The sequence below is a fragment of the Asticcacaulis sp. genome, from assembly GCA_024707255.1.
GTDB lineage: Bacteria > Pseudomonadota > Alphaproteobacteria > Caulobacterales > Caulobacteraceae > Asticcacaulis.
This window is the reverse complement of record JANQAC010000002.1, coordinates 1071992-1083905: the sequence shown is the minus strand read 5'-3', so window position 1 is coordinate 1083905 and position 11914 is coordinate 1071992. Positions and strand designations below refer to the sequence as shown.

13 protein-coding genes, 1 tRNA gene and 2 pseudogenes are annotated in these 11914 nt (G+C 59.9%); 7 read left to right on the top strand and 9 right to left on the bottom strand.

Annotated features, from left to right (window positions below; all coding sequences use genetic code 11):
- Window positions 1–222 precede the first annotated feature (222 nt).
- From NVV72_16395 to NVV72_16375, 5 genes and pseudogenes are all read right to left on the bottom strand, one after another.
- Window positions 223–615: an MAPEG family protein gene (locus tag NVV72_16395; GenBank protein ID MCR6660837.1), complete on the bottom strand. Its 393-nt coding sequence runs from the start codon at window positions 613–615 to the stop codon at window positions 223–225.
- A 31-nt stretch (window positions 616–646) separates the two neighbouring features.
- Window positions 647–2105 (bottom strand): annotated as a pseudogene (guaB, locus tag NVV72_16390) (IMP dehydrogenase).
- 105 nt (window positions 2106–2210) lie between these two features.
- Window positions 2211–2528, bottom strand: a complete 318-nt coding sequence (locus NVV72_16385; GenBank protein MCR6660836.1) for an SMR family transporter — start codon at window positions 2526–2528, stop codon at window positions 2211–2213.
- A gap of 23 nt (window positions 2529–2551) precedes the next feature.
- A complete protein-coding gene (locus NVV72_16380) occupies window positions 2552–3280 on the bottom strand; it encodes an RlmE family RNA methyltransferase (protein MCR6660835.1) in 729 nt (242 codons plus the stop codon).
- Window positions 3281–3361: 81 nt separating this feature from the next.
- Complete coding sequence (locus tag NVV72_16375) at window positions 3362–3694, bottom strand: hypothetical protein (protein ID MCR6660834.1); 333 nt, start codon at window positions 3692–3694, stop codon at window positions 3362–3364.
- A 110-nt stretch (window positions 3695–3804) separates the two neighbouring features.
- On the opposite strand from NVV72_16375, the gene NVV72_16370 reads away from it, so the two are divergent.
- From NVV72_16370 to tgt, 5 genes and pseudogenes are all read left to right on the top strand, one after another.
- Entirely contained in the window at window positions 3805–4272 is a 468-nt protein-coding gene (locus NVV72_16370) for a peptidylprolyl isomerase (GenBank protein MCR6660833.1), read from the top strand.
- Between the two features lie 125 nt (window positions 4273–4397).
- Entirely contained in the window at window positions 4398–4799 is a 402-nt protein-coding gene (locus NVV72_16365; protein ID MCR6660832.1) for a hypothetical protein, read from the top strand.
- Between the two features lie 61 nt (window positions 4800–4860).
- On the top strand, window positions 4861–5259 hold the full coding sequence (locus NVV72_16360) for an STAS/SEC14 domain-containing protein (GenBank protein MCR6660831.1): 399 nt from the start codon (window positions 4861–4863) through the stop codon (window positions 5257–5259).
- A gap of 58 nt (window positions 5260–5317) precedes the next feature.
- Window positions 5318–6379, top strand: a pseudogene (queA, locus tag NVV72_16355) (tRNA preQ1(34) S-adenosylmethionine ribosyltransferase-isomerase QueA).
- Complete coding sequence (gene tgt, locus NVV72_16350; GenBank protein MCR6660830.1) at window positions 6376–7497, top strand: tRNA guanosine(34) transglycosylase Tgt; 1122 nt, start codon at window positions 6376–6378, stop codon at window positions 7495–7497. The pseudogene queA and the gene tgt overlap by 4 nt, the downstream one beginning before the upstream one ends.
- A gap of 12 nt (window positions 7498–7509) precedes the next feature.
- Here the strand turns inward: tgt and NVV72_16345 are convergent, their stop codons facing one another.
- Window positions 7510–8235: a hypothetical protein gene (locus NVV72_16345; GenBank protein ID MCR6660829.1), complete on the bottom strand. Its 726-nt coding sequence runs from the start codon at window positions 8233–8235 to the stop codon at window positions 7510–7512.
- A gap of 213 nt (window positions 8236–8448) precedes the next feature.
- Here NVV72_16345 and NVV72_16340 point away from each other — a divergent pair.
- A tRNA-Lys gene (locus NVV72_16340) sits at window positions 8449–8525 on the top strand.
- Window positions 8526–8670: 145 nt separating this feature from the next.
- On the opposite strand, the gene hspQ is transcribed toward NVV72_16340, so the two are convergent.
- Window positions 8671–9003: a heat shock protein HspQ gene (gene hspQ, locus NVV72_16335; protein ID MCR6660828.1), complete on the bottom strand. Its 333-nt coding sequence runs from the start codon at window positions 9001–9003 to the stop codon at window positions 8671–8673.
- Between the two features lie 267 nt (window positions 9004–9270).
- Between hspQ and NVV72_16330 the strand changes: the two genes are divergently transcribed.
- Window positions 9271–10473, top strand: a complete 1203-nt coding sequence (locus tag NVV72_16330; protein MCR6660827.1) for a Ppx/GppA family phosphatase — start codon at window positions 9271–9273, stop codon at window positions 10471–10473.
- Window positions 10474–10503: 30 nt separating this feature from the next.
- Here NVV72_16330 and NVV72_16325 read toward each other — a convergent pair whose 3' ends face one another.
- Together NVV72_16325 and coaD are read right to left on the bottom strand one after the other, a co-directional pair.
- Window positions 10504–11388 (bottom strand): peptidylprolyl isomerase, encoded by an 885-nt coding sequence (locus NVV72_16325; GenBank protein ID MCR6660826.1) that lies wholly within the window; start codon window positions 11386–11388, stop codon window positions 10504–10506.
- A gap of 18 nt (window positions 11389–11406) precedes the next feature.
- Window positions 11407–11913 (bottom strand): pantetheine-phosphate adenylyltransferase, encoded by a 507-nt coding sequence (coaD, locus tag NVV72_16320; GenBank protein MCR6660825.1) that lies wholly within the window; start codon window positions 11911–11913, stop codon window positions 11407–11409.
- Window position 11914 lies beyond the last annotated feature (1 nt).

Genomic DNA, 11914 nt, shown 5'->3' with positions numbered 1-11914 from the left:
CGGTGATTTTTCGCCCAGTTCCATGGCCCACAGCAGGCGCTGCTTGCCGCGCAGACAGCGATAGACGCGATCGGCGATGGCGCGACGGTCTTTCGAGCCGGCGTAGCGGTTGACCTGTCCCCACTGTTTCAGCACCACCTCGGCAGTCGCACGGGTCCCCGAAAGCTGGTCGAGGATATCGGCGGCGGCTTGAAGTCGGGCAGCGGGAGTCAAATCAGATCCTTAGAGGAATAAAGTGAAGAGGCACATCAGAATGCCGGCGAGAGAGACAATCCAAGCCAGCGAACGGACGCCAACAACGCCGAACGCATAGAGCGGGATATAGAAGATGCGGGCCGCCAGATAGATATCGGCGCCCCAGCGCGACAATTCCGAGGACTTGCCAGCAAAGGCCAGCGCCACCACGATCACCGCAAAGAAAACAAAGGTTTCCTTGAAATTGGCAAAGGCGCGGTTGAGGCGACCAGCCAGCGGGCCAATGTCAAACGCCGTGTCGCGCGGTCCGGCATTCCATTTGGCATAACCCTGGCGCGACATGGCGGCGATCGGCGGCAATCCGACCTGAATGAGGCCAAGGATCGCCGCCCAGACCAGTATCCAAAGTTCATAAGTCACAGGCTTTTCCCTTCAGTTACTGGTTCCCGTCCTATTGGCGATAGTTGGGGGCTTCCCGCGTGATCATGACATCGTGGACATGGCTTTCGCGCAGGCCCGCGCCGGTGATCTTGACGAAGCGCGCGCGCTGCTGGAATTCCGGCACCGTATGCGCCCCGACATAGCCCATGGAGGCGCGCAGGCCGCCGACCAGTTGGTGGATGACCGGCGAGATCGGCCCCTTGTAAGGCACCTGCCCCTCGATACCTTCCGGCACCAGCTTCATGGTGTCGCGCACTTCCTTCTGGAAATAGCGATCGGCCGAACCGGACGCCATGGCGCCAACAGAGCCCATGCCGCGGTAGGACTTGTAGGAACGCCCCTGGTAGAGGATGACTTCGCCCGGCGCTTCCTCAGTACCGGCAAACATCGAGCCCAGCATGGCGGTGGAAGCGCCGGCGGCAATGGCCTTGGCGAGGTCGCCAGACAGCTTGATGCCGCCGTCAGCGATGATCGGCACGCCGGTTCCCTCGGCGGCGCGGACACTGTCGATGATGGCGGTCAGTTGCGGCACGCCGACACCGGCGACCATGCGGGTGGTGCAGATCGAGCCCGGACCGATCCCGACCTTGACGGCATCGGCGCCGGCATCGATCAGGGCGCGGGTGGCGTCATAGGTGGCGACGTTACCGGCGATGATCTGGACCTTGTTGGTTTCCTTGCGCAGGCGTTCAACCGCTTGCGAAACGAGTATGCTGTGGCCGTGGGCCGTATCAATGACCACCACGTCGGCCCCGGCCTCAACCAGCGCCATGGAGCGCTCGAAACCGGCATCGCCGACCGTGGACGCGCCACCGACGAGCAAGCGGCCGGCGCCATCCTTTGCAGCCAGGGGGATAGGCCTGGCTCTTTTCCATGTCCTTGACGGTGATCAGGCCTACCGCGCGATAGGCGTCATCAACAACAATGATGCGCTCAATACGGTGTTTGGCCATCAGTGCGCGAGCCTGCGCCTGGCCCTCGCCCTCGCGGACAGTGATCAGGTTGTCCTTCGTCATCACTTCGGCGGCGGTTTTCGACCCTTCGCCTTCGAAACGGATGTCGCGGTTGGTCAGGATGCCGACCAGCTTGTTGGTTTCGCGCTCGACCACCGGAAAGCCGGAAATGTGCTTGCGGGCGATGATGTCGCGCACCTCGGCCAGCCTGGTATCCGGGTGAATGACGATCGGATTGATGACCATGCCCGATTCAAACCGCTTCACATTGCGGATTTCCTCGGCCTGTTCTTCATTGGTCAGGTTGCGGTGGACAATACCCATGCCGCCGGCCTGGGCCATGGCCACGGCCAGGCGCGCTTCGGTGACTGTATCCATCGCCGACGAGACCAGCGGGATATTCAGTGACAGTTCGCGGGTGAATTTGGTTTTCGTATCGACCTGAGTGGGCACCACGTCCGAGGGACCGGGCTCCAGCAAAACGTCGTCGAAGGTTAAGCCTTCGCGTATTTCCATAAGGAACTCTCCATTTTGCGGGTTGTTCCTATGGGAATCGGACGGCCACGTAAAGCCCTTTTCACCGAAATAATTGTTTCAATCGGTGAACAGTTATCACGGTCCTCAGCCAGCGGTCGCTTTCAGGCCGATAATGGAACTCAGGAGCATCACAAGGAACAGGACGCGCAGTGGCGTAACCGCCTCGTGGAACAGGAAAATGCCGAGTACCGCCGCGCCCAGGGCACCGATGCCGACCCAGACGGCATAGGCTGTACCGATCGGCAGGGTATTGGCGGCCTTCGACAGCAGGAACATGCTGAGCGCCAGGGTCACCAGGGTGAATATGGACGGAACGGGTTTGGTGAAACCGGCGCTGTATTTCAGGCCGATGGCCCAGCAGACCTCCAGCAGACCGGCGATGATCAGGTAAAGCCACGGCAGGGGCAGGAAGGACGGCATGACCTCTATCCCTTGTAACCCAGGGCAACAATATAGATTTCGGTCGATCCGGCGCGGCTCGATTTTGGCTTGAAGTGCTTGACCGTCTCAAAAGCCAATTTCAGACGCAGCAGGAGTTGTTCGGTCTCGCCGCCCTGGAACGCCTTGGCGACAAAGGCGCCGCCCGGCTTCAGGTTATCGAGCGCGAAATCACCGGCCAACTCCAGAAGTCCCATGATCTTCAGGTGGTCGGTCTGTTTGTGGCCGACTGTATTATGCGCCAGGTCGGAGAGGACCACGTCCGGCTTGCCGCCCATCAGTTCCATCAGCTTCTGGCCGATGGCGGGGTCAGTGAAATCGGCTTCCAGCAGATCGGCACCCGGCACCGGATCGACCGGCAGCAGGTCGACGCCGACCACATGCGACGCGCCGCGCTTGATAGCCACCTGCACCCAGCCGCCCGGCGCACAGCCGAGGTCCACCACGCGGACGCCCTTTTTCAGGAAGTGAAAGCGCTCGTCCAGTTCGATCAGCTTGAAAGCGGCGCGCGAGCGCCAACCCTCGGCCTTGGCTTTCAGGACATAGGGGTCGTTCAGTTGCCGCTCAAGCCACTTGGCCGAGGACTGCGTGCGGAAACGCGCCGTCTTGACCGCCGTGTGCCCCTTGTGGCGGCCAGACAGATTGCCGCCTTCCGGTGGCTTGACCATGCGGCGGCGGGGTTCGTCCTTAGTCGGATCGTCGGGAGTATCGTTCATGGCCGCGTCTATACTGGTTTTTGGCCGCAATGCGGAAACTATTTTTTCCTTATGCCCGGTACTGCTAGGGTATTGGCCAAATCAAGGAGACTTCATGCGTCGTATCCCTACCCTACTCGTCTTCGCGTGTCTCGCCGCCTGTTCGCCTTCGCCGCCGAAAGACACGGGCGCCACGCAAGACTCTGCAAGCGCCGAAATGTCCGAAAGCAGCCAGTCGCCCATGGCTACTGCCGCCGCTGTCAGCGATGTGGCTGCATCCTCCAGCGACGGCACCTGCCAGTCCGAGATCGGCAAGGCAGCCTCCGACCGCCTGGTCGCGCGCTGCATAATGGTCTCGCCGGCCACGCACCCGCCCTGCAATGCCGCCAATAGTTGCCAGATGATCCAGGAGGAGATCGACCGGTCCTGCGCCATGTACCGTCCGGAAGAAAAAAGCCGGCGGAATGCTCCAGGTAGGAATTATTTTGCAATTGCCCGGATGACCTCTTATGTCAGGGCCACGATTTTTCTCAAGGAGACACGTCATGTCCACCGATCCCGAAAACACCCTGATCCTGACGCTCGACACCGGTCCGGTCACCATCAAGCTGCGCCCCGACCTGGCGCCGAACCACGTCGCCCGCATCAAGGAACTGGCGCGCGAAGGCTTTTATGACGGCATCGTCTTCCACCGCGTCATCCCCGGCTTCATGGCCCAGGGCGGCGACCCGCAAGGCCAGGGCTTTGGCGGTTCCGGCAAGAAGCTGAAGGCCGAGTTCAATGCCGAGCCCCACGTCCGCGGTGTCTGCTCGATGGCCCGTTCGCAAAATCCGGATTCGGCCGACAGCCAGTTCTTCATCTGCTTTGATGACGCCCGCTTCCTCGACAAGCAATATACCGTCTGGGGCGAAGTCACCGAAGGCATGGAAAATGTCGATGCCCTGCCCAAGGGTGAGCCGCCGCGCAATCCGGGCAAGATCGTTTCCATGCGTGTGGCCGCCGACGTCGCTTAAAAGTGCATGGTAAAAATGGTTTTAAGTCTTCGATTTAAAGCCATCTTAAGACCTGTAAAGCAGGATACTCAACCCAGGCGGCAATTTGTCCGCCGAACAGTAGAGTATCCTGCAAGGGTTTTAGTATGAGTAAGCGTTCGCGTTTTGCGGTTACAGTTGACCGCGACAATATGATCCTGATCATCCGATTTCACAGCGTGCGCAACGATCAGGACGCCGGCCCCGATCTGATCGACCTGCTGGCCACGGTCGACAGTCCCTGGCTTTTCAACGCTATTTTCGACTTCCGCCGCTACGAAGCCGACCTGTCGCGCGATTACCTGAAATTCCTGACCGAAAAATGGGCCGCCTTTACACGCGGCCGCGATCAGGCCCGCAGCATGGCGCTGGTGGGCGGCGATTCCGACCTCACTTTCAATTTGAAAGCCATGCTCGATGTCATGCCCGATCGCCGCATCGCCATTTTCGATACCTTTGATGAAGGGCTGGACTGGATCAAGGCTGGCGAGACACTCCGGGCCGCTTAGCGTCAATCAAGCCTTAAGGTGGGTGTGGTAATCTGAACAAAATAATACGGCAGCCCTCACCATGAGCCTTCGTGCCCGTGTCACCTTTTCCATCGATGAAGCCAGACGGACACTTGCCTTCCGCTATATCGGGGACCTGACGGGCGACCAGCTTTATGCTCAGATTATCGAGCACATTCAAACGGTTGAAGCGCCGTGGCTTTATGATTTCCTGGTCGATGCCCGGCGCTTTGAAGGAGTCATCCAATCCAGCGATACTGAAGCCTTCGGGCGCTGGTGGGCTGAATATGCGCAAGGGAACGATGCCGGCCGCCGCATTGCCGTCGTTTCCAGCGACCCGCTGATCCACGCACGCAAACGCTTGCGGGATGCAATTTTTCCGCACCGAACCTCCGGCGTTTTCGACACGATGGACGAAGCCCTGGACTGGCTTGCGGCGCCAGTGAAAAGCGGTCATTGATCATAATGGCCTGGTTTAAGTCTTGACCTGACGCGCTTTTGCGGCTTGAGACAGCCGCATGTTAATTTCCGAATTTGATTTCGACCTGCCCGAGGACCGCATTGCCCTGCGACCGGCAGAACCGCGCGAGGCCGCCCGCCTGCTGCGTGTCGATGAACACGGCGCGCTGACCGATAGCCATATTGGCGATATAGCCAATTTCTTCAAGGCCGGCGATCTGCTGGTGGTCAATGATACCCGTGTGCTGCCAACGCAACTCGACGGCCAGCGCCTCCGTGACGACAGCGTGGTCATGATCGAGGCCACTCTGGTCAAGAGCACCGGCGCTTCACAGTGGCAGGCTTTCCTGAAACCGGGCCGCAAGGTGAAGGTCGGGGACCGATTGCAATTTAAGAGTGAACTTGCCGAGCTGAACGCCGTCGTTTCCGCCAAGGATCACAATGGCCTCTACACGCTCGATTTCAAGCATGGGCCGCAGGAATTGCTGGAGCGTCTGCATCTGGTCGGCGGAATGCCGCTGCCACCCTATATTCGTTCAAAGCGTCACGAGGACGAGCAGGACAAGAGCGACTACCAGACCATTTTCGCCCGTGACGAGGGCTCCGTGGCCGCGCCGACCGCCGGCCTGCACTTCACCCCTGCCCTGTTGGAAAAGCTCGCGGCCAAAGGCGTGAATATCGAGCGGATCACCCTGCATGTCGGCGCCGGCACCTTCCTGCCGGTCAAGGTTGAGGACACCGATGATCATGTCATGCACGCCGAATTCGGCATCATCACGCCGGAAAGTGCCGCGCGGATCAACGCGGTGCGCGCGGCGGGGGCCGGATTATCTGCGTCGGCACTACCTCACTCCGCCTGCTGGAATCCGCTTGCGATAAGCAAGGCGCTATCCACCCCTTTGCCGCCGAGACCGCCATCTTCATTACGCCGGGCGTCAAGGTCCGGTCGTGCGACCTGCTGATGACCAATTTTCATCTGCCGAAATCGACTCTGTTCATGCTGGTCTGTTCCCTGGCCGGCACCGAGGTCATGAAAAGGGCCTATGCCCACGCCATTGAGACCGGCTACCGCTTTTTTTTCATATGGCGATGCCTGTTTGCTGAGTAATACGTCCCGATGAGCCGCTTCCTTTTTGAAATTCTCGCTTCCCAGGGCCAGGCCCGTACCGGCGTGCTGAAAACGCCGCGCGGCGATATCCCGACGCCGATCTTCATGCCGGTCGGCACCGCCGCCACGGTCAAGGCCTTGACACTGGACATGGTGAAACAGGCCCATGCGAAGATTATTCTTGGCAATACCTACCACCTGATGCTGCGCCCGACCGCCGAACGCGTGGCGAGACTGGGCGGCCTGCATAAATTCATGGGCTGGGATGGCCCGATCCTGACCGACAGTGGCGGCTTCCAGGTGATGAGCCTGTCGAAGATTTCCAAGGTCAAGGAAGACGCCGTCACCTTCCAGAGCCATATCGACGGCTCGCGGCATATCCTGTCGCCGGAGCGCTCGATCGAAATCCAGGCCGACCTGCTGGGCTCGGATATCGTCATGCAACTTGATGAATGCGTTTCCTGGCCTGCCGAGGAAAAGCGCGCCCGTGAAGCGTTGCAGCTTTCGGCGCGCTGGGGGCTGCGCTCAAAGACCGCGTTCGGTGCCCGCGACACGCAGGCATTGTTCGGCATCCAGCAGGGCTCGACCTTTGAGCACCTGCGCCGGGAATCGACGGAGCGCCTGCTCGATATCGGTTTCGACGGCTATGCCATCGGCGGCCTGGCCGTCGGTGAAGGTCACGAAGCCATGTGCGACACGCTCGATTACAGCGCGCCGCTGCTGCCCTGGGATCGGCCGCGCTACCTGATGGGCGTCGGCAAGCCAATCGACCTGCTGGAAGGCGTGGCGCGCGGCGTCGATATGTTCGACTGCGTCCTGCCGACGCGTTCGGGCCGCCATGGCCAGGTGTGGACCTGGGATGGCCCGCTCAATATGAAGAATGCCCGCTTCGCCGAAGACGACACAACGCTGGATGCTGAAAGCGATTGTCCGGCCAGCCGCGATTATTCAAAAGCCTACCTGCACCATCTCGTCAAATCGGAAGAGATCCTGGGCCAGATGCTACTCAGTTGGCACAATATCGCCTTCTTCCAGGCCCTAATGATTCGCATCCGCGCCGCCATCACGGCGGGCACCTTCGACGCTTTACGGGCTGATCTGCTCTCTCGCTGGCAAACGAAGGACGTTTAAAGCCACTGTGCTTTAGCGGCGTTTCGGCAGTTTTTTCGGCTTTGCCGGCACGGGAATCGGCTTGGGAACGGTCTTACCGCCGGCATAGGTATCGGTGTAGACGCGCGGGACGAACCATGACGGCGCCGCCGGCGGCGCACAGTTCTTGTTCATGCCCACCCCCTTGAGATAGGCGCGGCGCACCTTACCGGCCTGGATGGCTGTATCCATTTCTCGCTGGTGACGCTGCGCGCCGGTCATCTGGCGCACCAGTCCGCGGAACGGGATAATGCTGCGCGTGGCATTGCGCACGGAACCGCGCGCCACATCGCCGGCGGCCTCGCCGCCACGTTCACGAAGGCTTTTCGTATCTTGTGGCGGCGGCGGCTCATCGAAATCGGCGCCCAGCAGGCTGTCGAGCTTGGTGACCTCGGAGGCAATGGCCTCGCAATTATCCAGTCCGGTCAGGTCATAGGGCTTGGTCACGGCCTGGGTCAGGATTTCCGGAATATCCTTGCGGCGCAGGTTCAGGTCTTCGAGCGGCGCCATGACCGCATCGCCCCAGCTATTACTCTGATCATCCGTGGAGGAACGCACGGCCTGTGTTTCCTCGGCCGGTCTGTGCTTGGGCTTCTCCACCACGGCGCCGCTGGCGTCATAATGGGGTTTCGAGGCGCAGCCCGATAACAAAGCCCCTCCCGCCAGTACCATCAGGGCGCACGTTCGGAGCTTCATATTCACAGCACTGGCAGCCTTCACCAACATCCCCCTCATACCTTCAGTCCAGAAACGCCATCGGCGCCTGTGTCCTGTGTAGACCCGTTATAGCTTATTCTGCACATAAAAAAACAATACATAAGAAAAAGCGTCTTTTTTCAACGCCTCGCGCTTGCGAAATTAAATAGTCCACTCTATGAAGAGCCCAGTTGATCCGCTCTTTCCAAAAGCGGGTCAAGTCTGACTTATCTTCATGAGCGCGTAGCTCAGCCGGCTAGAGCATCTGACTTTTAATCAGAGGGTCCTGGGTTCGAGTCCCAGCGCGCTCACCAAGTCTTTCCAGGATTTGCGTGACAATTTCATGGCGGTAAGCAGCGTAACACGGACCCCATATATCGTCCGTGTAATATGAACCAGGCCTGAACCGGTTCGATCCAGCCAGTTTTTCCACAAGTCATTTTTCAGGGTGACGGCCCCTCAGTTGGCCATTCGGCTTTTCGGTTTGTAACGGCCGTTCTCGAATCGCTCGAAGATCAACTGGGTCTGCGGATGGCTAAAGGGCTGACCTGTATCGTCGGCGCACAGATTGCCTTCGGACGCATAGGCGACGTAACAGCTCTCTCCATTGGTGGCCAGTAGGTGATAAAAGGGCTGGTCCTTCTGCGGACGCACGCTTTCCGGGATCGCCTGCCACCATTCTTCCGTATTGGAAAATTCCGGATCGACGTCAAAAACGACGCCGCGGAACTCAAACAGATTATGTTTGACCACCTGACCGATATCGAATTTCGCTGACCGCTGTTCTGGCATGAAACGACTTCCTTGCCCCATTCCCCTGGCGGCATAATGGACCGAACACGGCGTAAAGCGCACCGTCCTTCTCCATGCGGTTGTGGCTTCAAATTATTTTCAATAACGGCGATTATCGTTGGGTAATTTACGGCCTGGCCCGATTTTGGGTTGGCATGTCCGGACGCAGGCCATAAAGTAAGGGGGAAAGATTGCCTGTCAGGTTGTGAAGGCCTGGCCTCTGACATGGTGTCGGACCGGCAACCGTCCATAAGCGGGGTATGAGCCATGTACCGGGCTCCCTCAAACGATCACCGGCGGGGCAAGTCGTCGGGCGGTCCGCGCAACGCATCCGGTGGATTGACCATCCGCGGCGAACCCGCGGTCGTCTATGCCGCACTCGACCTCGGCACGAATAATTGCCGCCTGATGATCGCCACTTTCGCCAATTCGCAGTTTCGCATCGTCGAGGCATTTTCACGTATCGTGCGGCTTGGCGAGGGCCTGGCCCATTCCGGCCAGCTCCATGAGCGCGCCATGGATCGCGCCCTGAAGGCTTTGAAGATATGCGCTGAAAAGATTGAAAAGCGTGGCGCCGTGCGCATCCGCGCGGTGGCGACGCAAGCCTGCCGCATCGCCCGCAATGGCCGCGAGTTCATTACCCGTGTCGAACGCGAAACCGGCCTGAAACTGACCATTATCTCGCCGGAGGAAGAGGCGCACCTGTCGGTGATGGGCTGTGCTTCGCTTCTTGACCCGCGCGAGGTCAGCCCCGTGGCGCGCGCCGCCCTGGTCATGGATGTTGGCGGCGGCTCAACCGAACTGAGTTGGGTGGAACTGGCGGATGAGGCTCCAGCCCCGGTCGCCTCCTTATCAGACGCCCAGACGCTGGCGCAAAACAATGCGCTAAAAGTGGCCCGCCGGATGCCGCGCCCGCGTTACTGGATCTCCATTCCGGTCGGGGTGGTCAATCTGGCCGAACGCTTTCCAGAGCCCGTTTCCGGCCATACGGCGGCCTGGTTTGAAGCCATGGTGGAAGATGTCAGCCGGACGGTTCGCCATTTTACCGATCCGGAAACCCTGCGCCCACACTTCGACCGGGGGGAAGCCTATATTGTCGGTACGTCCGGCGCGATCACGTCGCTTGCGGGGATGCATCTGGGCCTGGAACGCTACGACCGTTCCCGCGTCGACGGCCTGTGGATGAGCCACGCGCATGTGCAGTCCGTGATCACTCGTCTGCTGGATATCGGACATGCCGGGCGCGAACAGGAACCCTGTATCGGCAAGGACCGCGCCGATCTGGTTCTGGCCGGCGCCGCCATACTGGAAGCCATTCAACGACTCTGGCCGTGCCAGAGACTGCGTGTGGCGGATCGTGGCCTGCGCGAAGGGTTGCTGCTTTCGATGGCAAAGAAAAAAGCTCGTCGGCGGCGTCGACGTGGACCGCGCCCGGCTGTTAAGGCAGCGGCATTACCTGTGGCGGAATAAAAAAGCGCCGGAATAGCCCGGCGCTTTTAATTATCTGCCTGCCGGTGCCGCCGGCGTTGGGGCAGCTTCTGCCGTGGCCGACGCGGCATTCAGTATCTTGGCCGGTACAGTGACGTCGCAATCGGAGAAATTGTCGCCCTTTTCCTTGCGCGTGGCGTCAAGCACGGCCTGGAACTGCGGTGACGCCGTATCCATGACCTCGACCTGCGGACGCTCAGCTTCCGGAATATCGGCCAGCACACGCACAGTGTTCATCTTGTCCGGATTGACGGGCGGCTCGCCGATCTTCAGCTTGCGCACCACGTCAAGGCCGGTGAGTATCGTACCGAAGGCGGTATATTTTTTCTCCAGCGACGAATTGGCGCCGCGCATCAGGAAGAACTGGCTGTTGCCGGAATCCGGGTCATAGCTGTGGGCCATGCCGACCGTGCCCTGGCAGAACAGCCCCCAGGCATTGACCTTGCCGTCGTTGGAAATGGCCATCAGTTCATTGACCTGGCTCTGTACGGGCATAGCCCCGACAAAGCCGATCAGCGAGCCCTTGGGCCGCGTGGCTACCGTGAACGGGAAGCTGGAATCATGACGGACGGTAAACTCGGCCTTCACGTTCGGCAGGGTGGAATCGCCCGTGCCGTCGCCCTTGGGATCGCCCGTCTGGGCCATGAAGTCTTCGATGACGCGGTGGAAGGTCAGGCCATCATAAAAGTGCTGGCGCGTCAGGGTCAGCAGGCGCTCGACATGATTGGGGGCCAGCGACGGATACATTTCGAGGATGACTTGGCCCTTGGTGGTATCGATCACCAGGGTATTGTTCGGGTCCGCCATCCGGTAGCCCGGGTCAAGCGCAAACGCGGAAGTCGCCATCAAAGCCGCTATCGCCCCCGCCAGAAGCGCACTTTTTTTCACCAATGACATCATTCTTCCTGTCTAATTTTAACGAGCGACCTTGGGAGCGACCTTGGCCAGCAGGCGTTCCGCCACGCTGGGGGCCACAAACGGCGCGATACTGCCGCCCAATTGGGCTATTTCTTTGACCAAACGCGACGCAACGGCCTGATGGCGCGGGTCGGCCATCAAAAAAACCGTCTCGATATCGCGGTTAAGCTGCTGGTTCATCGCCGTCATCTGGAATTCGTACTCGAAATCCGCCACCGCGCGCAAGCCGCGAATGATGACCCCGGCGCCGACCTCCTGGGCAAAATGCATCAAAAGGCTGTCGAAAGGCAGAACCTCGACACGGTCACCAAGCGACGCCACCTGTTCGCGCACCATTTCGACCCGCTCGTCGATGGTGAACATCGGCGCCTTGCCAATATTGCGCGCCACACCGATCACCAGCTTATCGACCAGCTTGACCGCCCGCCCGATAATATCACTGTGGCCATTGGTGATCGGGTCAAAAGTCCCCGGATAAAGACCGGTCCTGTGGTCGGTTGTCATG